This is a genomic window from Delftia sp. UME58, assembly GCF_014170385.1.
GTDB lineage: Bacteria > Pseudomonadota > Gammaproteobacteria > Burkholderiales > Burkholderiaceae_C > Comamonas > Comamonas acidovorans.
Map to the genome: position 1 here is coordinate 203,488 of NZ_LZZV01000013.1, position 25,934 is coordinate 229,421.

The window sequence follows — 25,934 nt, forward strand, 5'->3', positions numbered from 1 at the left end:
CCCTCGCTCAGAACGCCACGCGCAGCGTGATATCGGCCGTGCGCGGCGCCCCCAGGTAGGCCATGGTGCTGGTCAGGCTGGCGGCGTAGACGCGGTCCGTGGCATTGCGCAGCCGTGCGATCACCGTCATGCGCGGGTCGATCCGGTAGCTCAGGCCCAGGTCCAGCAGCGTGTAGGCAGGCCAGGACAGGGTATTTGCCGCGTCAGCATAGATACCGCCCACGCGGCGCAGCCCTGCGTTGACCTCCAGCGCGGGCGTGATGCGGTAGCTGGTCCAGAGGTTGAGCACGCTGGCGGGCGTGTTCGTGGGCCGCTTGCCCGCCAGGGACACGCCGCCTTGCTGGTAGTTGTCATAGCGCGCGTCCACATGGCTCCAGTTGCCCTGGATGGACCAGCGCGGCGTGGGCGCCAGGCCCATGGACAGCTCCACCCCGCGCGAGGACTGCTGGCCCACCAGCACCGTGCGCGTGCTGTCCTGCGGGTCCTGGGTGGAGATGTTGCGGCGCGTGATGTGATAGACCGCCAGAGCCGCCGTTCCCTTGCCCTGCCAGAACGACAGCTTGCTGCCCGCCTCCACCTGGCGGCCCGTGGTCAGCCCGGTGTTGTTGATGGCGTCGGCAAACGAGGCGCCCATCAGCATGCCCGACGGCGGATCGGCCGCCGTGGAGAATTGGGCGTAGAGATTGGCCTCGGGCGTGGCATCCCAGACCAGGCCCACGCGCCCGGTCGTCGGGCTGTAGCTGCGGCTGTAGCTGGCGGGCAGCGCGGGCGTCACATCGCGCCGGTTGGTCAGGTCCACATCGATGCGTTCATGGCGCAGGGCGGTCAACAGGTGCAGGGCCGGGGTGAGGGCCGTGCGGTTTTCCAGGTACAGGGCGGTGGTGGTGACCTTGTTGTCGCGGTCAGGCCTGAATCCGGGCGCCATGCCTGGGATGTCGTAGAAGTTCTCTGTCGTGAAATCGTAGGGATTGACCGTGCTCACCGTGCCAGACAGGCTGTTCGGAAAGCGCGTCTGCCGGTTCACGCTCACGTCCAGGCCAAAGGCCCATTCGCTGCGCCGGCCCGCCAGCTCGCCCAGGTAGCTGCCTTCGATGCGGTCGCCCACCATGCGCTGGTCATGGCGCTGCAGCAGCGCGGCCGAGCGCACCACCGCGCTGTTGTCGGGCGTGAAGCGGTAGGTCTCCACGTTGCGGTAGTCGCGCAGCGCGTCATAGGCGTAGAAGGTGTTGCTCAGCTTGAGCCGGTCGCTGGCCCGCCATTCGGTGATGGAGCGCAGCCACTGCACGCGCTGGGCGTACAGGCCGTCGGCGCTGTTGTAGTTCTTGCCGAGGGTGGCCTCGTCAATGCGCGCCTGGCCGCGCAGCGGGTTGAGCAGCGGCGTGCCCCAGTACGGGCGGTCCACCCGCTCATGCTGGGCTTCGTAGGCCAGGGTGTGCGTGAGGCCGCCACCCAGGTCGGACAGCAGCGAGGCCGCCAGCTGCGTGGAGCGCGACTGCGTGCCGCCCACCCAACTGCCGGCATCGCGGTGGTTGAGGTCCAGGCGCAGGTAATGGGCGGTGCCCTGGCTGGCGGTGGCATCGCCCAGGCGGCGGTTCAGCCCTACGGAGGCTTCCTTCAGCCCGTAGCTGCCCAGGCGCAGCTGGCCTTCGGTGAAGCTGTCGCGCTGGGCCAGCTTGGTGATGTAGTTCAGCGTGCCGCCCACGCCGCCTGCGCCGTAGAGAAAGCCGGAGGCCCCGCCGATGGCCTCCACCCGGTCGTAGATCCAGCTGTCCACGGGCCGGGCCGCAATGGAGTACTGCAGGTTGATACCGTTGAACAGCTGGCTGACCGAGCCCGTGCCGAAGCCCCGGTAGCTGATGCCGATGTTGCCGGGCGGGCTGTAGGCCGTGACGCCCGGAATGGAGCGCAGGATCTCCTGCGTGTCCTGGGCGCCGCGCGCCTCGATGGCCGCGCGGTCCACGATGTGCACCGAGGCCGGTGTCTCGCGCGCCGTCAGGCCCAGACGGCTGGCCGTGCCTACGGTCTTGTTCAGCGGCAGCAGTCCGTTGGCGTCGGCCGTGGCCTGGTCGGAGACTTCGACGGCGGGCAGTGCCGCCTCGGCCAGGACCTGCGCGTGTGCGGCAGGCGCCCATGCGGCGCCCAGCGCACAGTACAGCGCCGTGGCCAGGGGGTGGAGACGAAAGGCGTGCGTGTACGCGCGCACCGGCGCCGTCATCGCGGGGAAAGGGGAAGAATTCACGAACTGACTCCGGGTCTTGCGCCGCGCATGCGGCGCAGTCCTGGGCCGCAGGCGCGGCACAGGCGGGCCGGGCGCGCATCAGCAGGCCCGGCGGCGATTCAAGAGAACACGGCAGTCAGCGCGGGAGGGCCGCGCGCCGGCAGCGGCGCGCGCGTGACGGAGGCAATGTGCGCCGCCACCAGCGGCAGCAGCGCGTGGGCCAGCGGTTGCTGGTGGGGTATCGCCATCTGTGGCAGGGCCGGCGGTGGTGCGCCGACGGGCAGGCACATCGGGCAGTCGAGCTGGTGGTGGCCCATGCCCGGGGCTGCGCTGTCGCCCAGCGCCACCAGCTTGACGTCGCCGCTGGCAGTGCAGACCAGCTCGAAGCCCTGTGGATTCACCAGGGGCGAAGCCACGGCAACGCCCAGCGTCACGGCAAACCAGGCCAATATCAGCCGGGTGAGCCAGAACGAGGAGCGAAGCGCTTGCATGGGCCGTGATTATGGCTTGGCGGCAGGCGTGGACGTGAACAGGCTGCCGCCCAGCTTGACGCCGGCCTTCAGGCCGCGCTTGGCAAACCAGCCCTGGTTCATCTCCAGCACATAGCGCACGGGCTTGGCCGAGCAGTGCGAGTCCTCGGTCATGGGCTTCATGTCGGCCAGGTTCACGATGGTGCCGTCATCGGCCACGAAGGCGGCGGTCAGCGGCAGCAGGGTGTTGCGCATCCAGAAGCACTGCACGGCGGGCACCTCGAAGACGAAGATCATGCCCTCCTGCGCGGGCATGTCCTGGCGGAACATCAGGCCGATGGCGCGCTCGCGGTCCGAGGCGGCCACCTGGGCATCGATGCGGTGGAACCCGGCCGTCAACTCCACGCGGCGCAGATTCATCTGGGGGCTGCCCTGGGGCTGTGCGCCTGCCGATACGGCGGCGCCAGCCAGGCAGGCGGCCATGATCAACCGCTGCAGCGCGCGGCGGGAAAGGGATGTGTGGAGGGGTGTCGAAGGCTTCGTCATCTTGCACATTCTGTCGCAGGGGGCGCGTGGCCGGACGCAAAAATCGGCCTGGCCCGGCCATCATGGCCGGGCTGGCGGCAAAAAGCCCGCAGGGCATTGCTGACTTGCGGGCTTTTTTTGAGGGGATGCCGGCTGGCATCCCGTGGCATGGATCAGGCCACGGCCTTGTGTGCCTTCTTCGTGGAGCGCTTGGCGTGCTTCTTGCCGGAGTGCTTGCCGCTCTTGGCGACCTTGGCCTTCTTGGCTGTGTGAGCGGGAGCAGCTGCGGAAGCGGCCGTGGGAGCCGACATCGGCGCTTCGGGTGCTGCGGCGGCCTGTGCGAAGGCGCCTGCGGCAAACGAACCGGCGATCAGGACAGCGAGGAGTTTTTTCATATATGCCATTTCCTAGAAAAGCGGTAGAAGCCAAGTTGAATCAGACAACGGTGCGAAATTCTTGATGCACCGCACATGCTCAACGCGCTTACTGTATCGCCGTTGACAGGAGGGCGGCCCGATTGTCGTTAGAATTTTCTGCACCAAATTCGTGCCCGATCCGGGCATTCACTCTTGCCTCGTGCACCAGCCAACGGAGACCCGTCCCCATGAACCGCTTCCAGCACATCCAGGTGCCGGCCGAGGGCCAGAAGATCACTGTCAACGCCGACATGTCGTTGAACGTGCCAGACCAGCCCATCATTCCTTTCATCGAAGGTGACGGCACCGGCGTGGACATCACGCCGGTGATGATCAAGGTGGTGGATGCCGCCGTGGCCAAGGCCTATGGCGGCAAGCGCAAGATCCAGTGGATGGAGGTCTTCGCAGGCGAGAAATCCACGCGCATCTACGGCCCCGATGTGTGGCTACCCGAAGAAACCATGCAGGCCCTGCGCGAGTACGTGGTCTCCATCAAGGGCCCGCTGACCACGCCCGTGGGCGGCGGCATCCGCTCGCTGAACGTGGCGCTGCGCCAGGAGCTGGACCTCTACGTCTGCCTGCGCCCCGTGCAGTATTTCAAGGGCGTGCCCTCGCCGCTGAAGGAGCCCGAGAAGACCAACATGGTCATCTTCCGCGAGAACTCCGAGGACATCTACGCGGGCATCGAGTACGAGGCCCGCAGCGAGAACGCGAAAAAGCTCATCGACTTCCTGGTCAAGGAAATGGGCGTCAAGAAGATCCGCTTCCCCGAGACCTCGGGCATCGGCGTCAAGCCCGTGTCCATCGAGGGCACGGAGCGCCTGGTGCGCAAGGCCATCCAGTACGCCATCGACAATGACAAGCCCAGCGTGACCCTGGTCCACAAGGGCAACATCATGAAGTTCACCGAAGGGGGCTTCCGCGACTGGGGCTACGCGCTGGCCGCGCGCGAGTTCGGCGCCCAGCCCATCGACGGCGGACCCTGGCTCAAGTTCAAGAACCCGCGCACGGGCCGCGACATCGTCATCAAGGACTCGATTGCCGACGCCTTCCTGCAGCAGATCCTGCTGCGCCCGGCCGAGTACTCGGTGGTGGCCACGCTCAACCTCAACGGCGACTACATTTCGGACGCGCTGGCGGCCCAGGTCGGCGGCATCGGCATTGCGCCCGGCGCCAACATGTCCGACTCCGTGGCCTGCTTCGAGGCCACGCACGGCACGGCCCCGAAGTACGCGGGCAAGGACTATGTGAACCCGGGCTCCGAAATCCTCTCGGCCGAGATGATGCTGCGCCACATGGGCTGGCGCGAGGCAGCCGACCTGGTCATCAGCGCGCTGGAAAAGGCCATCCAGAGCAAGCAGGTCACCTATGACTTCGCCCGCCTGATGGACGGCGCCACCCAGGTGTCGTGCTCCGGCTTTGGCCAGGTGATGATTTCCAAGATGGACTGAGCTGCGCAGCCACGGCGAGGCCACCCGCCCCGCGTGGCCGCGCCGAACTCAAGGCGCCGTGATGGTGACGGGCACCGTCGCCTGGGCGCTGCGGCCCAGGGAATCACGTGCCACCACCAGCAGCGCATAGCTGCCGGCCACAGGCTGGGCCCACCGCATGCTGATCGCGGAGCCCTGGGCCGCGAACACCATGCCCAGCGGCACGCCGGACAGGGAGACGGACACGGAGGTGGCGCCAGGCGCCGACACGCTGATCGTTGCGGACAGGGGGATGCCTGCCTTGCCCTGCACGGCAGCGGCGGTGATGGCCAGGCCGGTGCCCGCTGTACCGGCGGCGGCCACCTTCACCGTGAAGACGGCGCTGCCGCTCAGTCCGGTCGCCGTGTCCCGGGCCACCACCGTAACGTTGTAGTTGCCCGCCACGGGCTTGGGCCAGCTCACCAGGCCGGTGGTGCTGATGACCATGCCGGAAGGCGCGGAGACCAGGCTGTAGCTGACGGGGTGGGGCGCGGTTGCGGCGGCGCTGAACGATAGCGCCACGTTGGCCGTACCGCTGATGCTGGCTCCGGTGACCACGGGAGGCTGGGGCGGTGCGATCCTGACCGTATAGGCCGCCTGCCCGGTCAGGCCTGTTTTCGTGTCCGTGGCCCGGGCCGTGATGGCGTAGCTTCCCGCCACGGGGGCTGGCCAGGTGACGATGCCGGTCGTGGCTGCGACCGTCATTCCCGTTGGAGCGCCTGCCAGGTTGTAGCTCAGCGGGTTGCTGCCTGTCGCCGACACGGTGAAGCTCAGGGCCTTGCCGGCATCGCCCGAGATGGTGGCCGCGGCCACGATCGGTGCCACCGCAGCGGGTGTGGCGGCGCCCAGTGCGCTGAGCAGATCCGTGGCATTGGGCGTGCCAAGGCCGGTGAGTTCGTCAAAGCCTGCACGCGCAGAACAGGTGGCGCAACTGCCGTGCGAGCCGCTGGTGATGTCGGCGAATGCCCTGGAATAGCTCGTGGGCGTTGCCGCTACCTTGCCGTACAGCATGGGCTGGGTGCTGCCCAGGGGTGCCAGCGCAGATTGGGCGCGCATGGCGTTGGCTACGGCGACCAGTCCAGCCCACATCGGGGAAGACAGGCTGGTGCCGCCGGCGCTGACCCACTGCACGGCCGTGCCGCCCGAGGGGATGACGGCCAGATAGTGCCCGGTGGACGGATCCGCGTTCATTGCCACATCGGCCACGGTGCGGCGGCTCAACCCGCCCACGCCCGGCACGCCGCTTTGCTGGTAGGCCGATGCGGGCACGTAGGCGCTGATGCCGCCTCCGGTGCCCGACCAGGCCACCTCGGAGCGGCTGCCTGCCCCGGAGTAGCTCAGCGAAGTGCCTCCAACCGCGAGCACCCTGGAGGAGACCGAAGGCCACATCACACCCGCTCCCCAGTCGCCGGTGGCAGCCAGGTACGTCATCTGGCTGGCGCCGAACACGGAGTCCACCGAGGTGGTCCAGCTGCCCTCGGCCGTGCCGAAGCTCATGGAGAGCGCTCCCGGGCCCATGGCATTGGCCAGTTGCACGGCACGCAGCAGGCTGTTGGTCGATGCGTCAGGCGCCTCGATCAGAACGATGCGTGCAAGCGGTGCTATGGCATGCGACCACTGCACATCCAGCGCGATCTCGGTGGCCCAGCCTGCGTTGTAGGCCGGTGCGCTGGCCGCCAACTGGCCCGATGTGTCGCTGTACGCCACCAGCAGCTCGCAGCCTGTCGAGGGTGCCGCGGGCATGGGCAGCGGGGTCGCGGGCGCCAGTACCCGGCCAGTACAGCCGGGCAGGCCGAAGCGCTGGTTGAAGGTGGCCAGTTCGGTCGCGACGTTCGGGTTGTGGTAGGCATTCACGACGTAGATGGTCTGACCTGCGCCCATCTGCGCTGCCTGTGCCGGTGTGAGTGGGCTGCCGGACGGTGCCAGTGCGGGAAAGCCATAGGCTGCCCGAACCTGCGCCGGGGTGTAGGTCACGATGGAGCCGGAGGCCAGGGGCGTGGGCGTGCCCTGCTGGGATGTGATCTCCATGGATGGCTGTCCGCGCTGGGCTGCCAGCAACTCGTCGGGGGTGAGCCTGCGGGTGGACAGCGATCTGGTCTGAGGCGGCAGGATGCTGGCCACAGGCGGCAGCTGCGCCCCGGCGCCTGCAACTGCGACGCCTGGCCCCTGCGGTGGCTCCACAAATACGGGGGCAATGTGGAACTGCGGCTGCGCTATGGCCGAGCCCACGGTGTCGTCCAGCACCACGAGGTTCTCGAGGGTCGTCGTGCCGGAGGCCAGCGGGCCGGCCACCGACTGGGAGGCCGTGTCGCTTCCCCCTCCGCAGGCTGAAAGGGCTGCTGCGCACAGCGCCGTGGTAGCCCACCAGCGCGGTGGTGCGAGGAAAAGGTTCAAGCGAATCGTGCGGCAGGGTGCCATGCTGATCTCCGTCAATTGTGGCCATGCACGGCCCTGGCGAAGTCGCATGCAGGGGCCGGCAGGAACGACGGAACCTGGCAACTCCGCTGTCATGCCCTCCCGTCAAAGGGCGGGGGTAGACCGGAGGCTTTGCGACCCCCGCCTTTCGTACGGGTGTGCTGGTTCACAAATTGTAGGTAAATTTAATATTTTTATCAAATTGTATTTTATCAAATATGCTGATTTTCACTGGCGCAACCGTGCACCTCCAGCAAGTGCTCTGGGTCCTCAGCCTTGCCCTGGCAGGGCGCATCCGTCTGCATCACATCCGGGCGCGTCGGCGGGGGCAGCTGATCCACCCTGAAGTGCCGACACCTGTTCGACCCACTCGCCCAGTTGCACGGCCCAGCCATCGGCATCTCCCAGCCAGGGCCCGATGTCGATGCGCTGGACGGCGCGCTGGCCCGGCTGCTCGGCCTCGGGGTGGTCGAACTCCAGCGCAAAGGTCGGGAAACCCTGGCCTTGGGCCAGTTCCAGCCATTCGCGTGCCTGGGTGATATGCGCCTGGGTGGCAGCGCCGGACAGGCGCTGGAAGGCCTGGGCAAAGGCCTGGCCGTCCAGGCCCAGGTCCCGGGCCAGTTCCTGCAGCACGGCGGGGTCGCTGATGCGGCGGCCTTCCACATAGTGGGCCTGCTGCTGGCGCGCCAGCATGTCCAGGCCACGGCCGGAGACCTCTTCGGCGGCGAGCAGGGCCGTGGTCGGCGGTTCGGAGTCCAGCACGGCGCCCAGGTCGTTGAGCAGGCCGTCGAAGTAGGCCGTGCCGAAGGGCTGGCCCGTCATCTCGGCAATGCGCTGGTCGTGCGGCATCACGTGGCCGCGCCAGTCGGCCGTGATGGTGCGGGTATGGGCGCCCGTGAGCATGCCGCCGCCATGCCATTGCAGCGTGACGCCGGGCACGCTGCGCGCGGCCTTGACCAGTGGCGCGGCGGCATAGCACCAGCCGCACAGCGGGTCGAAGATGTAGTGGAGGACAAAGGGCGGCTGCGCGGTCGTGGTCATGGCAGGAGCGGGCTGTGATGAAGGCGCCCACTGTAGCGGCTATTGGCTTGGCCGTGGCGGGGCGGGGCTGCAGGCAGAATGGGCGACCGCCACCTTGCTGCCACCGTCGATCCCGTCTGCATTGCCATGCGCCTGAAATCCACGCCGCGTTCGCCCGATCCGTCCGCTTCCTCCTCTGCCGGCACGGCCGCCGAGCCCAGCGTCCAGTCCGTCGCCCGCCGCGGCATGCTGGGTTTTCTGCTGTTCTGGCTGCTGGTCATGGGCGTGCTGTACTGGGCCATGCAGATGTACCTGAAGCCGGCCGGCGTCAAGGTCCAGGCCGATGGCACCGTGGCCATTGCGCGCGACCGCGACGGGCATTTCCGCGTGGAAGGTGCCGTCAACGGGCAGCCCGTCATGTTCCTGGTGGACACGGGCGCCAGCATGGTCGGCGTGACCGAGCCGCTGGCCGAGCGTGCGGGCCTGGACGGCGGCGAGCCCGTGCGCTTTCGCACCGCCAATGGCGAGCGCGACGGCCGCATGGTGGTGGCCGAGCAGGTGCGCGTGGCCTCTCTGGTGGTCAGTGGCCTGCGCGTGGGCACGGGCTATACCGGCAGCACGGACAGGGATGCGCTGCTGGGCCAGAACTTCCTGCGCCAGTTCGACGTGGAAATACGCGGCGACCGCATGCTGATCCATCCGCGCGGCAGCGGGTCTTCGCCCAGGCAGTAAGTACGTAAGTAAATAAGTAAGTAAGGGAGAGGGACATGACAAACAACGGCTTTCGCACCGACAGGCGCAGATGGCTGCAGACGGGCGCAGCCCTGGCGGCGCTGGGCTGCACGGCCTGTGCCAGCGTGGGGCAGGGCGGTGCCTTTTCCTCCGGCACCGGCACCGGCACCGGCACCGGCCTGGCCGAGGACCTGGGCGAACGCCTGGACCGGGGCGTGCAGAGCGGAGAGCTGGCGAACCTGCACGCCGTCGTCGTGATGCGCCACGGCCGGCTGGCGCTGGAGCGCTATTTCGAGGGAGAGGACGAACGCTGGGGCGAGCCGCTGGGCAAGGTGGCCTTCAACGCCGACTCCCTGCACGATGTGCGCTCGGTCAGCAAGAGCATCGTCGGCCTGCTGTACGGCATGGCCCTGGCCGAAGGCAAGGTGCCCGCGCTGGACACGCCCCTGGTCCAGGCCTTTCCCGCCTACAGCGATCTGGCGGCCGATGAGGGCCGGCGCGGCATCCTGGTCTCCCATGCCCTGGGCATGACCATGGGCCTGCAATGGGACGAGGAGATTCCGTACTCCGACCCGCGCAACAGTGAAATCGCCATGGAGCGCAGCAGCGACCGCTACCGCTACGTGCTGGAGCAGCCCATCGTCGCCCCGCCTGGCGAGCGCTGGTGCTACAGCGGCGGGGCGACGGCCCTGCTGGGCCATCTGATCGCGCAGGGCAGCGGCATGCCCCTGCTGGACTATGCGCGCCACAAGCTGTTTGCCCCGCTGGGCATCGACAAGGCCGAGTGGACGCCTGGCACCAACGGCGAGGCGGCCGCCGCCTCTGGCCTGCGCCTGCGGGCGCGCGACCTGGCCCGCATCGGCCAACTGGTGCTGCAGCAGGGCGAGTGGCCGGGTGAAGGGCAAGGAGGAAGGCAGGGCCGGGCGCTGGTGCCCCGGAATTGGATTGTGCAATCCATGCTGCCGCGCGTGGACGCCTGGCCCGGCCTGCGCTACGGCCACCACTGGTATGTGGGGCAGACCCGCGCGGGCCTGGCGTACTACATGGCCATCGGCCTGGGCGGCCAGCGGCTGGTGGTCGTGCCCCAGCATTCGCTGGTGTATGCCGTCTTCATGGGCAACTACGACAGCCCCCAGCAGGTGCAGCGCGTGGCTGCCGTGCAGGGCCTGATCGCCGCTGCCTTGCGTTGACAGCCTTGCCCTGACAGCCGAGCGCGGGCACGTCGGGCGTGCGAGAATCCCCGCTTCCAAGGTCGGCCGCATGCCCGGCTCGCGCAAGCAAGGCGCGAAGCGGGGCGGGCCGGTGCGTGTCGAGGCTCGATCCACTTTCCTGGTTCCGGTGCCGGTCCATGAGCCCCTGAGGCCATGGCGCCGGTTGTTTCTGCCTCCCGCATGATCGCCAGATCACCGTTTGCCCGTGTCCCACCGCCAGCCCATCCGCATCGCCGACCGCCACCAGTTCGACACCCTGATCGACGCCCGTTCTCCTGCCGAATTTGCGCAGGACCACATTCCCGGCGCCATCAACTGCCCCGTGCTCGACAACGAGGAGCGCGCCCGGATCGGCACCATCTACAAGCAGGTCAGCCCCTTCGAGGCCAAGCGCCTGGGCGCGGCCATGGTCTCGGCCAATCTGGCGCGCCATCTGCAGGAAACCTTCGCCGACAAGCCCGCCAACTGGAAGCCGCTGGTCTACTGCTGGCGCGGCGGCCTGCGCAGCGGCTCCATGGTCACCTGGCTGCGCCTGGTCGGCTGGGATGCCCAGCAACTGGCCAACGGCTACAAGTCCTATCGCGGCCATGTGATCGAGCTGATCGATCGCCTTGTGCCCCAGTTGCGCCTGCAGGTGCTGTGCGGCGCCACCGGCAGCGCCAAGACCCGGGTGCTGCATGCCCTGGCCGAGGCCGGCGAGCAGGTGCTGGACCTGGAGGGCTATGCCAGCCACAAGGGCTCCTTGCTGGGCAACCTGCCCGGCGTGGAGCAGCCCAGCCAGAAGTACTTCGAGACGCTGCTGGCCCAGCAGCTGGAGAGCTTCGATCCGTCGCGCACCGTGTACGTGGAAGGCGAGAGCGCCAAGATCGGCCGCGTGTCCCTGCCACTGGTGCTGGTCGAGCACATGCGCCAGTCGCCCGTGATTGCGCTCGATGCCACGCCCGAGGCGCGCCTGGCCTACCTGCTGCGCGACTACGCCTACCTGGGCGACGATCCGCAAATGCTGGCCGACAAGCTCGGCTGGCTCAAGGAGCTGCAGGGCAAGGAGACCATCTCGCGCTGGCAGGCCTGGGCGCATGAGCGCAGCCTCTCGCCGCTGTTCTCCGAACTCATGGCCCAGCACTACGACCCGCACTACGAGCGCTCGCAGGAGCGGCATTTCACGCAGTGGCGCACGCGCCGCAGGGTGCAGGCCGACGACCTCAGCGAGGCCGGCATCGCCGCGCTGGCGCGCCAGATACTGGCGCTGGATGCGGCATCAGCCGGGTGAGCCGACCTTGTGGTTCAGGCCGGTGAGTCGGCCAGCACCGGGTACAGCGACACCAGCAGCAGGGCCGCCATGCACCAGTTGAAGCGGCGCAGTGCCTGCGGCGAGCGCAGTGCGCGCCCCACGGCGCTGCCGAACAGCGTCCAGACGCTGACGCTGGGATAGTTCACGATGCCCAGCACCAGGGCCGCCAGCACCAGGTTGATGAAGAAATCCTCGCGCGGCGTGTACGTGGCAATCACGCCGATGGCCATGATCCAGGCCTTGGGGTTGACCCACTGGAAGGCCGCCGCCTGCCAGAACCCGAAGGGCCGGGCGCCCGCGTTGCCGCCGTCGATGCCGCCGCTGCCCGCAATCTTCCACGCCAGCCAGACCAGGTAGGCCGCACCCAGGTACTTGAGCGCGGTGTAGATCACCGGCAGGCGTTCGAACACCGCGCCCAGGCCCGCGCCCACCAGCAGCACCATGACCACCACGCCCATGGTGATGCCCAGCATGTGGGGCACCGTGCGGCGGTAGCCGAAGCTGGCGCCCGAGGCCGTCAGCATCACATTGTTGGGGCCGGGCGTGACGGAGCTGACGAAGGCGAACATGGCCAGCGGCAGCAGGAACGAGGTGTGGGCGGTATCGAAGGGCATGGTGTCAGAAGGCATGGCTGGGAATCCGGCGCCCTGTCTGCGCATGCCGCAGGCCGCGGCGCCGTCAGGCCATGCTAATGGCAGCTTTCGGTACAGTAACAGTACACTTTGCCATAACAATTTGCCAACTGGCCTGCCCGTATGACCCTGACACTCGATCCGGCCGCCATGCCGAATACACCGCAGACACCGCGCGCATCCTCCGATACGGCTTTCCAGGCCGCTGCACCCTGGCGTCCGCTGCGGTCCTCCGATCTCTCGCTGGTCGATCAGCTCGTGGACCATTACGGAGGTCTCATCCGCCACCATGGCCTGCGCGCGGGCTCGCGGCTGCCCTCGGTGCGCGCGCTGGCACAGCAGGCTGGCGTCAGCCGCGATACCGTGGTCCAGGCCTACGACCGGCTGGCTGCCCAGGGCCTGGTGCATTCCCGGCGCGGCTCGGGTGTCTTCGTCAGCGCCCGGCGCGCGGCCCAGGCCGTGCCGCGCGCCAGCCAGGGCCTGCCCACGCTGGAGCAGGGCGCTGCCTTCGATACCGCCTTTCTGTTGCGCAGCATGTTCCGCGAAGGCATGGAACACTCGGGCGGCGCCGGCATGCTGCCGCCCGACTGGCTGGACCAGGAAATGCTGGCCTCGGCCCTGCGCGCCGTCGGCCGCAGTACGGGACCGGGCCTGCTGACCTATGGCGTGCCCCAGGGCTATCTGCCGCTGCGCCAGCAGATCGCCTCGGTGCTGCAGGCCCAGGACGTGCCTGCCCACCCCGAGGCCCACCTGATGACCGTGGCCGGCGTCACGCAGGGGCTGGACCTCATCGTGCGCAGCCTGGTGCGCCCTGGCGATACCGTGCTGGTGGAAGACCCCGGCTGGTTTCTCATCTTCGGCCGGCTCAACGCCCTGGGCGTGAACGTGGTCGGCGTGCCCCGCCTGCCCGGCGGCCCTGATGTGGAGGCGCTGGAGCGGCTGGCCCGCCAGCACCAGCCCAGGCTTTTCATCCTGAACACGGCCGTGCACAACCCCACGGGCCAGACCCTGTCGGCTGGCGTGGCCCACGAGGTGCTGCGCATTGCCGAGCGCCACGACTTCTACCTGGCCGAGGACGACACCTACTCCGACTTCCTGCCCGGCGTGCCCGTGCGCCTGGCCGCCATGGACCGGCTGCAGCGCGTGCTCCTGGTGGGCGGCTACTCCAAGACCCTGGCCGGCAGCCTGCGCGTGGGCTATGTCGCGGCACACACCGATCTGATACGGCGGCTGACCGACCTCAAGCTGCTGGGCGGGCTGACCACGGCGCTGCCGGGCGAGCAGGTGGTGCACCGCGTGCTGGCCGATGGCCAGTACCGCAAGCATGTGGACCGCCTGCGCGAGCGCGTGGACCGCGCGCGCAACCGCTGCCTGCGCATGCTCGAAGCCCTGGACTGTCGGGCCCCGCACGAACCGCAGGCCGGCATGTTCGCCTGGGTGGACTGCGGCGTGGACTCGGAGGTGCTGGCCCGCCATGCCGCGCCGCAGGGCCTGCTGCTGGCACCGGGCCTGCTGTTTTCGCCCAGGCAGGCCGCGGGCAGCATGCTGCGCATTCCCGTGCCCATGGTGGAGCAGCCCCAGACCTGGAAGATCCTCGGCCACCTGCTGGCGCAGCACCGGGGCGGTGGTGGATGACTGGATGACGGGATGGTGCAGCAACGCTGCCTGACGGGAGGTTGACGCTGCCGGTGCCAGGGCATGTAAGACAGAGCATCGGGCTTCGGCGCCCCGGTAGTCCGCTGCTATCGTTCCGGGATGACTATTGAGCTTGTCTTGCCGGGGAGGGCCGGCCGCAGAGCCGGGGTGAACGACAGCCAGCCCCGACCGGGAGGTGGCACGGCGCGCCGCCTGGCGCCGGTGCTGGCGCTGCTGCTGACAGCGGGCTGTGCCGACACGCCCGCGCCGCGCGGCAAGGTGGAGGGTGCGTCGTTCGAGCCCAGCGAAATCGTGCAGTCCGACAGCAACCGCATGGCCACGCTGGCCATGAAGGAGAACCTGGACAGCCTGATGCGCATCATGGACAAGCTCTACCTGCGCAACCCCGCCGAGTGGAAGAAAACCGCTGAAAGCCGCGAGGCCGCATCCGCCTACGTGCGCATCGCCATCACCGAGCGCCAGCCCTGGGCCGACCTGCGCGGCGCCCAGGACGTGGCCGCGCTCTCGCTGGCGCTGCAGCCCGACTTCAAGGGCGACCGCGTGGCCGCCTTCGTCCATGCGCTGGCCGACACCATCATCACCGCCCATGGCGGGCGCACCAGCTTCACCCTGGTCCACGGGCTGGACCCGCAGCTGATCTACAACGCCGCACGCAACGTGGAAGTGGCCAACTGGATACTCAACTCGCGGCGCAACGCAGCGGGCGGGCCGCTGCTGCTGTCCAACCACCTGGGCGACGACGCGCGCAACCTGAGCTTCGAGCGCGAGATGGGCAAGATCATCGGCCGGCTGGACCTGATCGCCAACTACACCACCGAGCGCTACAGGCGCTCCTTCATCGGCTATGGGCAGGGGCTGGTGGCTGGGCCGTTCATGCAGTTCCTGCCCGTGCGTTGAGGCGCGGCCTCAGAGCCTGTAGCTGAGCGTCACGGCCACCGAGCGCGGTGCTCCGTAGCGCGCCAGGGCCCCCGACCATGAATAGCCAAGATCCTGGTAGTAGCGACGGTCCAGCAGGTTGTCCACGCTCAGCTGCACATGGGCATTGGCATTGACCTGGTAGCCCACGCCCAGGCCCAGCAGGGCGTAGCTGCGCTGCGTGGTCTCGAAGCCGGTTTCGCGGCGGAACATCTTGCTTTGCGCATGCAGCGATCCGTACAGGCTCCAGCGCCCGTACCCGCCGGGCAGGCGATAGCTGGTGTAGAGCTTGAGCAGATGCTGGGGCTCGTCGGTGCTCACGCGCTGGCCGATGTTGGTGGCAATCCGGTCCTTGGTGTAGCGCGCCCGCACATAGGTGTAGCCGGCCGAAACCTGCCAGCCGGGCTGCAGCAGTCCGGACAGCTGCAACTCCAGGCCATCGCTTTGGATCTCGCCCGCCGCGCGAAAGCAACTGATGGCGCCGCTGGTGGGGCAATTGGCATCGTCACGCACGGCACGGTTGCGCTGCGTGATGCGGAACACCGAGGCGCTGGCATGGAGTCGCCCGTCAAAGTACTCGCCCTTGGCGCCCAGCTCGTAGTTGGTGCCTGTCATCGGGTCCAGGGTGTTGCCCCGCACGTCCATCGAGCTTTGGGGCTGGTAGCTCTGTGTCAGGCTGGCATAGACCGAATGCCTGTCATCCACGTCATAGACCAGGCCCGCATAGGGAACGAACCTGGCGCTCTCGTCCAGGCTGCGCTTCCAGTTGGGCGTGCCGGTGTACCAGCCCGTCGTGTCCTGCTCGTACCAGCCCAGACGCCCGCCCAGAATCAGGTGCAGCGGATCGGCCAGGCTGAAGTTGCCGCTGGCGTAGATGGCTTTTTCGCGCGTCTTGCGGCCCCACAGGTCGCCATTGGCAGGCACCGAGCCGGTCCAGGGCGCGGAGTAGGGATTCCAGGTGGCAATGTCGACGATGCGCGAGGCCGACGACCCCCAGGTCTCGGCCGCATGCGAGCTGTCATTGCGGTAGCTGGCGCCCACGGCGATCTCGTGCGCGCGCCCGAACCACTCGACCGGGCCCCGGGCGCGCAGGTCGGCCACGGTCTGGCGTGTGCCGTAGCGCCAGCCCGTCTCGGACTGCTCCAGCTGTGTGGTCGATCCCGCGACGCGGCTGTTGGTGGTGTTGCGGATGTCGGAATCGGCCTCGACATGGTTGATGCCCAGCTTGACCGTCCAGCCGTTGCGCAGGCGCTGCTCCAGATCAACGAACACGCCATCGTTGTCGCGGTTCTGGAAAGACCCCGCGTTGTTGAGGAAGGTGGAGCGCGGCAGGTCCATATGGCCGCCATCGGGCAGGGTGGGCAGGCCCGTGAACACGCCCTTGGTGCGCGTGCGCTGGCGGTAGGCGCCCACGCCCAGCGTGGTGTCTGGCGTGAGGTCCGCTTCCACGATGCCGTACAGGCTGGCATTGCGGGTGTTGGTGACATCGACAAAGCTGTCGCTGTCGCGCCAGCCGCCCACCACGCGAGCGCGCACGCTGCCGCTGGCATTGAGCGCACGGCTTGTGTCCAGCGAGGCCTGGCGGTTGTTCCAACTGCCCAGGCCCAGCGTGGCATTGAGCAGCGGCTGGGCCGTGGGACGCTTGCGCACCAGGTTGACTGAGCCCGAAGGCGCGCCCACGCCATCCATCAGGCCCGTGGCGCCGCGCACCACCTCCACGCGGTCATACATCAGCAGGTCGGCCGAGACATTGCGCGAATTGAAGCCCGTCACGTCCAGCGGCAGGCCGTCCACATTCACATGCTCCAGCGCAAATCCGCGCGCGTAGAAGGTGGACTCCGAATCGGTCACGGCCTGGTTCTTGGCGTACAGCCCGGGCGTGACCTTGGCAATGTCCTGCAGGGTGCTCAGGTGGAAGTCATCCATTTGCTGGCGCGTCACCACGCTCACGGACTGCGGCGTCTGGCGCTGCGACAGGTTCAGCCCCGTGGCGCTGGCCATGCTGGGCGTGGTGTATGAGCCCGTGCCTTCCGTGGCGCTGCTGCGCTCCGCATCGGCCGTCACATTGACGGTCTGCAGCGTGCTGGCGGAAGAGGGTGGGGTGGGACCTGCCGCAGCAGGCAAGGGCGCGGCAGCCTTCAGTGAAAAGCCTCCGCCAGGCTGCTGCACGGCTGCCACGCCGCTGCCCGCCAGCAGTTGCTGCAACCCGGCAGACACGCCGTGGCTGCCGGTCAGCCCGCCCGTGCGTAGGCCCGCCACCAGTGCCGGGTCATAGGAGAGGCTGACGCCCGCTGCGCGGGAGAAGCGATCCAGTGCCGCATCGAGCGGACCTGCTGCAATGCTGAAATCGCGCGTGAGCGCTCCGGCCTGGCCAGTGGCCGTCTGCGCCCATGCTGCGCCTGAAGGCACGAGGGTCGACATCGCCATGCCGATGACGGCGGCTTGCACAAGGGTGACAAGCGGCCGGGGACGCCACTGTGGTTGGCTACCGGGCCTGGGCGGGTGATGACGGGACATGCTGGGTTCTCCTGGATGGAATACGGGAAAGGATTGAAGGACTCATTCCCAGGCCGTACGAAAATCCGGATCCCCTCACTTTTTCTGAGAAAAAGTGGAAATCACTGGCCGGATGCCGGCCCCACATGAACCCACCAGCGCGTACGCCGGCTGATGCTCACGGGCTGCGTCTGCGCGATGAGCTGCAGCACCTGCTCGGTCTGGCGCACATGGAAGGTGCCCGACAGGCGCAGGCCTGCCACGCGCTCATCGCAACTGATGTGCCCATGGCGGTAGCGCCCCAGTTCCGCCAGAAGGTCACCCAGGCGGATGGCCCGGCCTGCCATCACGCCATCTGCCCAGTCGTCCGCACCAAAGTCCGGGGGAGGTGCCGGGGTACTGGCATCGGCCGACAGCCACCACGGCGAGCCGGGCATCGCGGTTTGCCGTGCGGCGCTGTCTGCGGCCTTTGCAGGCGTCAGCCGTACGGCGCCCTCCTGCACGCTGACAAGGGCCCGATGCTTGTGCAGTCTGACCACAAAGCGCGTGCCCAGGGCCTGTAGATCGCCAAACGGCGTGCGCACCCTGAAGGGCCGGTGGCCGGGTGCAGTCTCGTCGGCGCCCGTGGTCACCAGGATTTCCCCACGGCTGAGCACCACCAGGCGCTGCTGCGGGTCCAGCTTCGTGCGGATGGCCGTGTCCGTGTTGAGCACGATGGTGCTGCCATCGTCCAGCTTGACGGTGCGCTGCCCGCCCACCGAGGTGCTGGCGCTGGCCAGCAGGCGCTGCCAAGGCGTGTGGCTGTAGACCATCCAGCCCGTTGCCGTGGCGATTCCAGACAAGGACAGCAGCTTGAGGGCGCGGCGGCGCGAGACGCTGCGGGACTGGCGCAGGCGCTGCGCTGCATCCAGCGTGTCCAGTGCCAGGCGTTGCGGTATGCGGCCAAAGTCAGTCCTTAGCGATTGCACCCGATCCCAGGCCAGGGCGTGGGCGGGCTGCGCATGCAGCCATTGCTCGAAGGCCTGCAGTGTGTCGGGGCTGGGCGTGTTGAAGTCCAGCCGTACGGACCACTGGATGGCTTCGTCGATCAGGCCGGGCGAAAGATCGCTGCTCATGCCCCGAAGCGCAGTGCGTAGCAGTGGCGCAGGGCCGTTGCGATGTAGCGCTCGGCCGTGGCCAGGGACACGCCCAGTCGTTCGGCGATCTGCGGGCAGGTGAGTCCTTCCAGCTGCGCCCACAGAAAGGCGCTGCGCACGCGGGGCTTCAAGGCATCCAGCATGCGGTCTATGGCGACCAGGGTTTCCAGGAAGATCAGCCGGCTTTCCGGCGAGGGGGCCTGCGCCTCGGGCATGAGGGCCAGGGTCTCCAGCCAGGCGCGCTCCAGCTCGCGGCGGCGCCAGTGGTCCACCAGCAGGCCATGGGCAATGGTGCTCAGGTAGGCGCGGGGCTGGCGCAGGCCGGTTGCATCAGGGCCGGGTTGGCGGGTGAGCAGGCGCATGAACACGTCCTGCGCCATGTCGGCCGCGTCGAAGGAGTCGCCCAACCGGCGCCGCAACCAGCCCTGCAGCCAGCTCTGGTGGCTGTGGTACAGGCTTTCCACGCTGGTTGTCGCCTTGGCGGACTGGGAAATCTGCGCGTCCATGGAGCGTCCATTCAACGAATGCAATCACGGGGCTCGTCATGCATTGCGAAGGGCCGGCGGCGGCTGCGTCCATGGCGTGAGCTAACGAGAAAGGCGTGATTATAGATTTGGTAATGAGAATGAATCGCAAATGGAGCGCAGGAACAACCATTCGCACGCGGGCAGGCCGCGCGCGAGGCTGCATGATCCGCGTCAGCCGTTCAGCTGCACAGAACGATGGTGACCAGAGCGGAGGTGTCCTCGATGGCGCGTACCGCATGCGCCATGTTGGCCGGCAGGTGCATCAGCTGGCCGGCCTGCAGGGACTGGCGGCTTTCGCCGAGCATCACCTCCAGCTCGCCTTCCAGGCAGTGCAGGCTGACGCTGCCCGGCACCTTGTGGGGCGGCAGCGACTGGCTGGCGCGCAGCACCACGCGGATGACCTCCATGTCCTGGGACTTGAACAGGGCGCAGGTCCGGGCGCCCGCCAGCCGCGCACCAAACGGCAGGACATCGATGGCTTGAGCGGTCAGTGCAAAGGGGGTGGCCATGGCGGACCTCCGGGCGTTGGCGGGCAATACTGCCATTGTCCTCCGAAGCACCGCAATCCATCAACCGCAGCTGTGTGACAGCAGGGGCTTGTGCAGGGTCTCAGCCCGGCACGCTGGCCTCCACCAGCAGGGTCAGCAACTGCAGTGACTCCTGCCAGCCCAGGTGACAGGCCTCGGCGGGAATGACGGCGGGCACGCCTTCCTGGGTCACATCCATTTCAGTGCCGCAGAACACCTCGCGCAGCGTGATGGTGGTGATCATCTCGCCAGGCAGTTGCGGGTCGTCGAAGCGGTCGGTATGGCGTACCAGCCGACCGGGCTCCAGGTCCAGGAACTCCCCGCCGAAGCCGCTTCGCCCGCCCGTGGACAGATTGACGAAGGCCATGCGGTAGCGCCCGCCGACCCGGGCGTCGAACTCGGGCACCTCGCAGATGTAGCCGTGGGGCGGCAGCCATTTGGCCAGGGCAGCGGCCGTGGTGAAGGCCTGGTACACGCGCTGCGGCGGCGCCTTGAGGACGCGGTGCAGCCGGATGGTGTGGACGGTGTGCGACATGCGGAACTCCTTGGCGTGGTGTCGTGCAAGGCTGCCAGCCTCGCACCGATGCAGTCCTTGCGCAAGAGGCGGGACATGGAGCCTGGCGCAGGATTCAATGATTCATAAATCGAATCCTTGCTTGGTTTTAAAGAATTGGACTTGAATCATTGACGCCCGCACCATGGCGGCGAGCGCTGGACACACAGCGCCGCTTTCCATAGGAAACAGGATAGAAAACAGGAGACAAGCAAATGAAGCATTCCCCGTTGCGCAGGGCCCTGGCCCTTGGCGCTATCAGCACCATTGCGGCCGTGGCCGCGCCCTCCGTGTCGGCACAGGGTGGTTACCCCTCCAATCCCATCACCCTGGTCGTGCCGTTCGCGGCCGGCAGCGGCACGGACGCCGTGGCGCGCCTGGTGGCCACCCGGCTGGGCGAGCGGCTCAGGCAGCCCGTGATCGTGGACAACAAGGCCGGCGCCAATGCCCAGATTGCCGCCAACCATGTGGCCAAGGCCAGGCCGGACGGCTACACCCTGTTCATGACCACCAACACCTCGCACTCGGCCAACCCCTGGCTGGTCAAGGGCCTGAAGTACGACCCCGTCAAGGACTTCACACCCGTGGCGCGCGTGGGCGAGCTGCCGTTCGCGCTGCTGGTCCACCCCTCCGTTCCGGCCAAGACCGTGCAGGAACTGATCGACTACGCCAAGGCGAATCCCGACCGCCTGTCCTACGGCACGCCCAACAGCACCTCGCTGGTGGCCTCGGAAACCTTCAAGTACGTCACGCACACCCAGATCACTTCGGTGCCCTACAAGTCCAGCCCGCAGGCGCTGACCGACCTCATGGGCAACCAGATCCAGGTCTATGTGGCCGACCTGGGCTCGGCCTGGGGCACGATCAAGACCGACCGCGTGCGCACCCTGGCCGTGACGGCGGCCAAGGGTTCCACCCTGCTGCCCAATGTGCCGGCCATCGGCAAGACGCTGCCGGGCTTCGACATCACCTCATGGAACGGCATCTTCGGCCCGGCCGGGATGCCGGCCGAGATCACCGAGCGGCTGAACACCGAGCTGCAGGCCATCCTCAAGGACAAGGCCGTGCAGGAGCAATTGGCCCAGGTCGGCTTCGAGGTCTGGCCCACGGCCACGCCCGCCGAGTTCGCCACCTATGTGAAGGACCAGATGGCCCGCTGGGGGCAACTGGTCAAGCAGGCGGGCATCGAGGCGCAGTGAGGGAGACCGGCATGCAAGAAGCGCAGCAGGGGCAGCAGGAGCAGCAGGGACAGCAAGGCCCTCTTGCCGGCGTGAAGGTGCTGGACATGACCTCGGTGGTCATGGGCCCCTTTGCCACCCAGATCCTTGCGGGCCTGGGGGCCGAGGTGATCAAGGTCGAATCGCCCGAGGGCGACAACATGCGCCACGTCGGCCCCATGCGCAACCCCGCCATGGGCCACATCTTCCTGCAGGCCAACCAGGGCAAGCGCTCCGTGGTGCTGGACCTCAAGCAGGGCGCCGCGCGCGAGGCCCTGCTGCGCCTGGCCGAAGGCTGCGACGTGCTGGTCAGCAACGTGCGGCCCCAGGCCATGGCGCGCCTGGGCCTGGCCTACGAGGACGTGGCTGCGCGCAACCCGCGCATCATCCACGTGAGCTGCTGCGGCTTCGACCAGCGCGGCCCCCATGCGGCCCGGCCCGCCTATGACGATCTCATCCAGGGTGCCACCGGCGTGCCCTGGCTGGCGCAGCAATACGGCGGCGGCGAGCCTGCCTACGCACCCATGACCCTGGGCGACCGCGTCACCGGCCTGCACGCGGTCTATGCCGTCACGGCCGCCCTCTATGCGCGCGAGAAGACCGGCAAGGGCCAGGCCGTGGTCGTGCCCATGTTCGAGGCCATGACCCAGTTCATCCTGGGCGACCACATGGCGGGCCTGTCGTTCGAGCCGCAGCTGGGCGGCCCCGGCTATGCGCGCCTGCTCACGGCCCACCGCAGGCCCTACCGTACGCGCGACGGCCATCTATGCGTGCTCATCTACAACGACAAGCACTGGCACAGCTTCTTCACCGCCATAGGCCAGCCAGGGCGCATGGCCGAGCCCATCTTCGCCACCCACAGCCAGCGCGCCCTGCACATCGATGCCGTCTATGCCGAAGTCTCGCGGCTGATGGCCGAGCGCAGCACCGCCGAATGGCGCACGCTGCTGGACGCGGCCGATGTGCCCAACATGCCCATGGCCTCGCCCGAGGACCTGATCGCCGACCCCCAGCACCAGGCCACCGGCTTCGTGCACGAGATAGACCACCCCAGCGAAGGCCGGCTGCGCACCACGGCCAGCCCCACGCGCTGGAGCGCCACGCCGCCCGCAGAACGCGCCGCCCCCGCGCCGCGCCTGGGCGAACACACCCTGCAGGTGCTGCGCGACGCGGGCCTGACCGAGGCCGAACTGGCCGCCCTGCAGGCCAGCCGTGCCTGCAGCCAGGCAGCCCCGCTGCAAGACACACCACCACAAACACAAGTGCAAACACAAGCACAAACAGAAGGAAACCGCCCATGCCCCGCTATCTGATCCGCGAACAGGACGTGCCCGGCTACAGCCCCGCCAACCACCACGGCACCGTCAACCGGCGCCTGGTCAGCGCCGCCAACGTGGGCGCGCGCCATATGGAACTGGTGCTGGGCACGCTGGAGCAGGGCGGCGGCGCGCTGCCCCATGCCCACCCCGGCATGGAGCAGGCCTGCTACCTGCTGGCCGGCACGGCCGAAGTGGAAATCGACACCCCGGACGGCAAGGAACGCTTTGCCATGCAGCCCGGCGACACCTGCTTCTTCCCCGAGGACTGCATGCATATCTTCCGCGTGACCAGCGCCGAGCCCGTGCGCCTGCTGGTCTTCTACAGCCCGCCGTACGGCGAGAACCCCGAGCGCGTGCGCCGACCGGCAGCCTGAGCGCCGTCACCCCACGGACACTACAAGCGAACAGCAACAAGCAACGGAGAACTCACCATGGACTTTCTGTGGAACGAAGAACAGGAACAGATACGCGACGCCGTCGAGCGCGCCTGCGCCCCCTTTGACGCCGACTACTGGCTGCGCAAGGACCACGAAGGCGGCTTCCCGCACGACTTCCACAAGGCCCTGGCCGACGCGGGCTGGCTGGGCATTGCCATGCCCGAAGAGTTTGGCGGCGCGGGCCTGGGCATCAGCGAGGCGGCGCTGATGATGCACACCATCTCGGCCACGGGCGCGGGCCTGTCGGGCGCCTCGGCCGTGCACATGAACATCTTCGGACTGCACCCGGCCGTGGTCTTCGGCAGTGATGAGCAAAAGCGCCGCTGGCTGCCCCCGCTGATCGCGGGCACGGACAAGGCCTGCTTCGGCGTCACCGAGCCCAATGCCGGCCTCAACACCCTCAAGCTGCAGACCCGCGCCGTGCGCGATGGCGACGTCTACGTGGTCCATGGCCAGAAAGTCTTCATCTCCACCGCCCAGGTTGCCAACAAGATCCTGCTGCTGGTGCGCACCAAGCCCGTGGAAGAGTGCAAGGGCACGGAAGGCCTGAGCCTGTTCTATACCGACCTGGACCGCGAACGCATCGAGGTGCGCGAGATCGACAAGCTGGGCCGCAAATGCGTGGACACCAACCAGCTGTTCATCGACGGCCTGCGCATCCCCGCCGAGGACCGCATCGGCGAGGAGGGCAAGGGCTTCTCGTACATCCTGCACGGCCTCAACCCCGAGCGCATCCTCATCGCCGCCGAGGCCGTTGGCCTGGGCCGCGCCGCCCTGGCGCGCGCCACCCAGTACGCCAAGGAGCGCGTGGTCTTCGACCGCCCCATCGGCCAGAACCAGGGCATACAGCACCCGCTGGCCCAGGCCTGGATGGGCCTGGAAGCCGCCCACCTCATGGTGCAGAAAGCCGCCTTCCTCTACGACAGGGGCCTGCCCTGCGGCGCCGAGGCCAACGCCGCCAAATACCTGGCGGCCGAAGCCTGCGCCAAGGCCTGCGAAACCGCCATCTTCACGCACGGCGGCATGGGCTACGCCAAGGAATACCACGTGGAGCGCTACATGCGCGAATCCTGGATCCCGCGCCTGGCGCCCGTCAGCCCCCAATTGATCATGTGCTTCATCGCCGAAAAGGTATTGGGCTTGCCTAAATCGTATTGACCCCCTGAGTCGCTTCGCGCCTTCCCTCTTCTCGCTGCGCGGAGGGGGACGATACCCTCGGTGCGGGGCGGCCCTTCCTCGGTGTCTCAAAGTTGAGGTGCGCGGGTTTTGTGGCTGCGAACCATCTGAAGTCCCATGATTTATCAATCTGTATTTCAGAGGTAGCCATGGTGCAAGATGCCATCTCGCTTGCTCCCCATCCGCCGCCCCTCATGAAGACTCATCTGCTGCGCTATTTCGTCGCCCTGGCCGAGGAACGCCACTTCGGGCGCGCGGCCCAGCGGCTGTGCATCACCCAGCCGCCGCTGAGCATGGCGCTCAAGACCCTGGAGCAGGACCTGGGCGCCAGCCTCATGGACCGCGACGCCAAGAACGTGCGCCTCACCCCTGCAGGCGAGGCCTTTCTGGTCGAGGCACGCAAGGTGCTCGCCCAACTGCAGCATGCGGCCGACGTGGTGCGCGGCGTGGCCGAAGGCATGCAGGGCCGGCTGGACGTGGGCATCACCGGCTCCATGGTCTACCGCCAGGTGCCGGATTTTTGCCGCGCCTTCCGCGCCGAGCGCCCCCTGGTCGAAGTCTGCCTGCATGAAATGTCGACGCGCGAGCAACTGCAGGCCATTGCCAGCGGCCAGATCGACTGCGGCTTTCTCAACATAGCCACCCCGCCCGACGGCCTGCAGACCCTGTCGATCGGCGAGGAACCCTTTGTCTGCTGCCTGCCCGCCACGCATGCGCTGGCGCAGCAGCCCGCCATCGACCTGCGCGAACTGGCCCGCGACACCTTCGTCATGTTCGCGCGCGAAGTGGCCCCGGCCAACTACGACAACGTCATCGCCTGCCTGCAGCAGGCCGGCATCCACCCCCACACCCGCCACGCGGCGCGCCAGTGGCTCACCGTCATGGCCCTGGTCTCGGCAGAGCAGGGCGTGGCCCTGGTGCCCAGCTGCATGCAGCGCGTGGGCATGAACGGCGTGGTGTTCGTGCCCCTGCGCGGTCCGCAGCAGGCCATGACGCCCGCTGTCATGGCCTGGCGGGCGGATCAGCCTGCGGCGGTGCTGCAGGCTTTCATTGAGAGGGTGAGGGCGATGGCCTCCACCGCCGTCAAGGGTGGTAGGGGTTGAGGGCTGTCACCTCTACAGACCCTTCGCAATAGTGCATGGCGAAAACCACCAGCTCCTTACCATTCGATTGAGTGATGGCCTCCACGTGCCAAAAAGGCACTTTTTCTCCCGGAGAAAACGTCACCTTGGTGATGTCGAATGCGTACTGAGGAAACTTCTCTTTCAGTTTTTTCAGTACATTCGTCCGAACCAGATTAAGGTCATGGTTTTCGCAAGCGGTTGCGTTTTTTGCGTCCCCGCATGCGGTGATCAGCAAGACTGCGCCAGCCAACAAACTGCGAAAAAACTGTATCTTGACATGGTTTTTTTTCATATCAGCGGCCTTTGAAGTAATTGGCCAAAGCCGTTGATGGCCGGATACTGGCTGGAGTTATGCGCGGATGTGCGGCGTTGTGCGGGCACCATCATCAAAGACGGGTTGCCATGGTACTTTCTCCTGTTTTAGCCTGAAGAAGGCACCATGGCTTCCTGGT

At 67.7% G+C, this 25,934-nt stretch carries 24 protein-coding genes and 1 riboswitch; of the genes, 11 read left to right on the forward strand and 13 right to left on the reverse strand.

What is annotated here, in order from left to right; genetic code table 11:
* Positions 1 to 7 precede the first annotated feature (7 nt).
* From A9976_RS04375 to A9976_RS04390, 4 genes are all read right to left on the reverse strand, one after another.
* Complete coding sequence (locus A9976_RS04375) at positions 8 to 2,215, reverse strand: TonB-dependent siderophore receptor (protein WP_183018166.1); 2,208 nt, start codon at positions 2,213 to 2,215, stop codon at positions 8 to 10.
* Between the two features lie 122 nt (positions 2,216 to 2,337).
* A complete protein-coding gene (locus tag A9976_RS04380) occupies positions 2,338 to 2,709 on the reverse strand; it encodes a DUF2946 family protein (protein ID WP_183017971.1) in 372 nt (123 codons plus the stop codon).
* Positions 2,710 to 2,718: 9 nt separating this feature from the next.
* Positions 2,719 to 3,171, reverse strand: a complete 453-nt coding sequence (locus tag A9976_RS04385; RefSeq protein WP_259649115.1) for a DUF192 domain-containing protein — start codon at positions 3,169 to 3,171, stop codon at positions 2,719 to 2,721.
* A gap of 215 nt (positions 3,172 to 3,386) precedes the next feature.
* Positions 3,387 to 3,608 carry a hypothetical protein gene (locus A9976_RS04390; protein WP_012205488.1) on the reverse strand — a complete coding sequence of 74 codons (222 nt, stop codon included), beginning with the start codon at positions 3,606 to 3,608 and terminating at the stop codon, positions 3,387 to 3,389.
* A 209-nt stretch (positions 3,609 to 3,817) separates the two neighbouring features.
* Between A9976_RS04390 and icd the strand changes: the two genes are divergently transcribed.
* Positions 3,818 to 5,080, forward strand: coding sequence for an NADP-dependent isocitrate dehydrogenase (gene icd, locus A9976_RS04395; RefSeq protein ID WP_183017973.1), 1,263 nt, complete (start codon positions 3,818 to 3,820; stop codon positions 5,078 to 5,080).
* A gap of 48 nt (positions 5,081 to 5,128) precedes the next feature.
* On the opposite strand, the gene A9976_RS04400 is transcribed toward icd, so the two are convergent.
* A complete protein-coding gene (locus tag A9976_RS04400; RefSeq protein WP_259649101.1) occupies positions 5,129 to 7,492 on the reverse strand; it encodes a S53 family peptidase in 2,364 nt (787 codons plus the stop codon).
* Positions 7,493 to 7,589: 97 nt separating this feature from the next.
* Positions 7,590 to 7,686, reverse strand: a riboswitch (cyclic di-GMP riboswitch).
* 97 nt (positions 7,687 to 7,783) lie between these two features.
* On the reverse strand, positions 7,784 to 8,554 hold the full coding sequence (locus A9976_RS04405) for a DsbA family protein (RefSeq protein WP_183017975.1): 771 nt from the start codon (positions 8,552 to 8,554) through the stop codon (positions 7,784 to 7,786).
* Between the two features lie 78 nt (positions 8,555 to 8,632).
* Between A9976_RS04405 and A9976_RS04410 the strand changes: the two genes are divergently transcribed.
* The 3 genes from A9976_RS04410 to mnmH all read left to right on the forward strand — a co-directional run bounded on the left by A9976_RS04410 (position 8,633) and on the right by mnmH (position 11,746).
* Entirely contained in the window at positions 8,633 to 9,265 is a 633-nt protein-coding gene (locus tag A9976_RS04410) for a TIGR02281 family clan AA aspartic protease (RefSeq protein WP_232245820.1), read from the forward strand.
* Positions 9,266 to 9,300: 35 nt separating this feature from the next.
* On the forward strand, positions 9,301 to 10,455 hold the full coding sequence (locus A9976_RS04415; protein ID WP_183017976.1) for a serine hydrolase: 1,155 nt from the start codon (positions 9,301 to 9,303) through the stop codon (positions 10,453 to 10,455).
* Between the two features lie 226 nt (positions 10,456 to 10,681).
* On the forward strand, positions 10,682 to 11,746 hold the full coding sequence (gene mnmH / locus A9976_RS04420; RefSeq protein WP_183017977.1) for a tRNA 2-selenouridine(34) synthase MnmH: 1,065 nt from the start codon (positions 10,682 to 10,684) through the stop codon (positions 11,744 to 11,746).
* 14 nt (positions 11,747 to 11,760) lie between these two features.
* Here the strand turns inward: mnmH and A9976_RS04425 are convergent, their stop codons facing one another.
* On the reverse strand, positions 11,761 to 12,396 hold the full coding sequence (locus A9976_RS04425; RefSeq protein ID WP_183017978.1) for a LysE family translocator: 636 nt from the start codon (positions 12,394 to 12,396) through the stop codon (positions 11,761 to 11,763).
* Between the two features lie 126 nt (positions 12,397 to 12,522).
* On the opposite strand from A9976_RS04425, the gene A9976_RS04430 reads away from it, so the two are divergent.
* Complete coding sequence (locus A9976_RS04430) at positions 12,523 to 14,034, forward strand: PLP-dependent aminotransferase family protein (protein ID WP_183017979.1); 1,512 nt, start codon at positions 12,523 to 12,525, stop codon at positions 14,032 to 14,034.
* A 120-nt stretch (positions 14,035 to 14,154) separates the two neighbouring features.
* Positions 14,155 to 14,952, forward strand: a complete 798-nt coding sequence (locus tag A9976_RS04435; protein ID WP_380104466.1) for a hypothetical protein — start codon at positions 14,155 to 14,157, stop codon at positions 14,950 to 14,952.
* Between the two features lie 9 nt (positions 14,953 to 14,961).
* Here the strand turns inward: A9976_RS04435 and A9976_RS04440 are convergent, their stop codons facing one another.
* The 5 genes from A9976_RS04440 to A9976_RS04460 all read right to left on the reverse strand — a co-directional run bounded on the left by A9976_RS04440 (position 14,962) and on the right by A9976_RS04460 (position 20,191).
* Entirely contained in the window at positions 14,962 to 17,397 is a 2,436-nt protein-coding gene (locus A9976_RS04440; protein ID WP_259649102.1) for a TonB-dependent receptor, read from the reverse strand.
* Between the two features lie 191 nt (positions 17,398 to 17,588).
* A complete protein-coding gene (locus A9976_RS04445; protein ID WP_183017981.1) occupies positions 17,589 to 18,581 on the reverse strand; it encodes a FecR domain-containing protein in 993 nt (330 codons plus the stop codon).
* The gene (locus A9976_RS04450; RefSeq protein ID WP_183017982.1) at positions 18,578 to 19,108 is read right to left on the reverse strand and encodes a sigma-70 family RNA polymerase sigma factor; all 531 of its coding nucleotides are present in this window, start codon (positions 19,106 to 19,108) and stop codon (positions 18,578 to 18,580) included. Before A9976_RS04450 ends, A9976_RS04445 begins: the two co-directional genes overlap by 4 nt.
* Positions 19,109 to 19,308: 200 nt before the next feature.
* Positions 19,309 to 19,638 (reverse strand): cupin domain-containing protein, encoded by a 330-nt coding sequence (locus A9976_RS04455; protein WP_013802496.1) that lies wholly within the window; start codon positions 19,636 to 19,638, stop codon positions 19,309 to 19,311.
* A 100-nt stretch (positions 19,639 to 19,738) separates the two neighbouring features.
* A complete protein-coding gene (locus A9976_RS04460; protein ID WP_012205499.1) occupies positions 19,739 to 20,191 on the reverse strand; it encodes an SRPBCC family protein in 453 nt (150 codons plus the stop codon).
* A 233-nt stretch (positions 20,192 to 20,424) separates the two neighbouring features.
* On the opposite strand from A9976_RS04460, the gene A9976_RS04465 reads away from it, so the two are divergent.
* The 5 genes from A9976_RS04465 (at position 20,425) to A9976_RS04485 (ending at position 25,461) form a co-directional block, all read left to right on the forward strand.
* On the forward strand, positions 20,425 to 21,408 hold the full coding sequence (locus A9976_RS04465) for a tripartite tricarboxylate transporter substrate binding protein (protein ID WP_183017983.1): 984 nt from the start codon (positions 20,425 to 20,427) through the stop codon (positions 21,406 to 21,408).
* 86 nt (positions 21,409 to 21,494) lie between these two features.
* On the forward strand, positions 21,495 to 22,739 hold the full coding sequence (locus A9976_RS04470) for a CaiB/BaiF CoA transferase family protein (protein ID WP_409049533.1): 1,245 nt from the start codon (positions 21,495 to 21,497) through the stop codon (positions 22,737 to 22,739).
* Positions 22,724 to 23,119 (forward strand): cupin domain-containing protein, encoded by a 396-nt coding sequence (locus tag A9976_RS04475; protein ID WP_012205502.1) that lies wholly within the window; start codon positions 22,724 to 22,726, stop codon positions 23,117 to 23,119. The genes A9976_RS04470 and A9976_RS04475 overlap by 16 nt, the downstream gene beginning before the upstream one ends.
* Positions 23,120 to 23,176: 57 nt before the next feature.
* The gene (locus A9976_RS04480) at positions 23,177 to 24,340 is read left to right on the forward strand and encodes an acyl-CoA dehydrogenase family protein (RefSeq protein ID WP_183017985.1); all 1,164 of its coding nucleotides are present in this window, start codon (positions 23,177 to 23,179) and stop codon (positions 24,338 to 24,340) included.
* A 167-nt stretch (positions 24,341 to 24,507) separates the two neighbouring features.
* Complete coding sequence (locus tag A9976_RS04485) at positions 24,508 to 25,461, forward strand: LysR substrate-binding domain-containing protein (RefSeq protein ID WP_183017986.1); 954 nt, start codon at positions 24,508 to 24,510, stop codon at positions 25,459 to 25,461.
* Here the strand turns inward: A9976_RS04485 and A9976_RS04490 are convergent.
* Entirely contained in the window at positions 25,442 to 25,774 is a 333-nt protein-coding gene (locus A9976_RS04490) for a hypothetical protein (RefSeq protein ID WP_183017987.1), read from the reverse strand. The genes A9976_RS04485 and A9976_RS04490 overlap by 20 nt on opposite strands.
* Positions 25,775 to 25,934 lie beyond the last annotated feature (160 nt).

Excerpts from the sequence above, each read along its gene's own strand:
- A9976_RS04410 (WP_232245820.1), top strand. The coding sequence starts at position 8,633 with ATGGGCGACCGCCACCTTGCTGCCACCGTCGATCCCGTCTGCATTGCC.
- A9976_RS04450 (WP_183017982.1), bottom strand. The coding sequence starts at position 19,108 with ATGGACGCGCAGATTTCCCAGTCCGCCAAGGCGACAACCAGCGTGGAA.
- A9976_RS04455 (WP_013802496.1), bottom strand. The coding sequence starts at position 19,638 with ATGGCCACCCCCTTTGCACTGACCGCTCAAGCCATCGATGTCCTGCCG.
- A9976_RS04470 (WP_409049533.1), top strand. The coding sequence starts at position 21,495 with ATGACCTCGGTGGTCATGGGCCCCTTTGCCACCCAGATCCTTGCGGGC.
- A9976_RS04415 (WP_183017976.1), top strand. The coding sequence starts at position 9,301 with ATGACAAACAACGGCTTTCGCACCGACAGGCGCAGATGGCTGCAGACG.
- A9976_RS04460 (WP_012205499.1), bottom strand. The coding sequence starts at position 20,191 with ATGTCGCACACCGTCCACACCATCCGGCTGCACCGCGTCCTCAAGGCG.
- A9976_RS04445 (WP_183017981.1), bottom strand. The coding sequence starts at position 18,581 with ATGAGCAGCGATCTTTCGCCCGGCCTGATCGACGAAGCCATCCAGTGG.
- A9976_RS04405 (WP_183017975.1), bottom strand. The coding sequence starts at position 8,554 with ATGACCACGACCGCGCAGCCGCCCTTTGTCCTCCACTACATCTTCGAC.
- A9976_RS04385 (WP_259649115.1), bottom strand. The coding sequence starts at position 3,171 with ATGGCCGCCTGCCTGGCTGGCGCCGCCGTATCGGCAGGCGCACAGCCC.
- A9976_RS04435 (WP_380104466.1), top strand. The coding sequence starts at position 14,155 with ATGACTATTGAGCTTGTCTTGCCGGGGAGGGCCGGCCGCAGAGCCGGG.
- A9976_RS04390 (WP_012205488.1), bottom strand. The coding sequence starts at position 3,608 with ATGAAAAAACTCCTCGCTGTCCTGATCGCCGGTTCGTTTGCCGCAGGC.
- A9976_RS04485 (WP_183017986.1), top strand. The coding sequence starts at position 24,508 with ATGGTGCAAGATGCCATCTCGCTTGCTCCCCATCCGCCGCCCCTCATG.
- A9976_RS04440 (WP_259649102.1), bottom strand. The coding sequence starts at position 17,397 with ATGGCGATGTCGACCCTCGTGCCTTCAGGCGCAGCATGGGCGCAGACG.
- A9976_RS04465 (WP_183017983.1), top strand. The coding sequence starts at position 20,425 with ATGAAGCATTCCCCGTTGCGCAGGGCCCTGGCCCTTGGCGCTATCAGC.
- A9976_RS04480 (WP_183017985.1), top strand. The coding sequence starts at position 23,177 with ATGGACTTTCTGTGGAACGAAGAACAGGAACAGATACGCGACGCCGTC.
- A9976_RS04380 (WP_183017971.1), bottom strand. The coding sequence starts at position 2,709 with ATGCAAGCGCTTCGCTCCTCGTTCTGGCTCACCCGGCTGATATTGGCC.
- A9976_RS04475 (WP_012205502.1), top strand. The coding sequence starts at position 22,724 with ATGCCCCGCTATCTGATCCGCGAACAGGACGTGCCCGGCTACAGCCCC.
- A9976_RS04490 (WP_183017987.1), bottom strand. The coding sequence starts at position 25,774 with ATGAAAAAAAACCATGTCAAGATACAGTTTTTTCGCAGTTTGTTGGCT.
- A9976_RS04430 (WP_183017979.1), top strand. The coding sequence starts at position 12,523 with ATGACCCTGACACTCGATCCGGCCGCCATGCCGAATACACCGCAGACA.
- A9976_RS04425 (WP_183017978.1), bottom strand. The coding sequence starts at position 12,396 with ATGCCTTCTGACACCATGCCCTTCGATACCGCCCACACCTCGTTCCTG.
- icd (WP_183017973.1), top strand. The coding sequence starts at position 3,818 with ATGAACCGCTTCCAGCACATCCAGGTGCCGGCCGAGGGCCAGAAGATC.
- A9976_RS04375 (WP_183018166.1), bottom strand. The coding sequence starts at position 2,215 with ATGACGGCGCCGGTGCGCGCGTACACGCACGCCTTTCGTCTCCACCCC.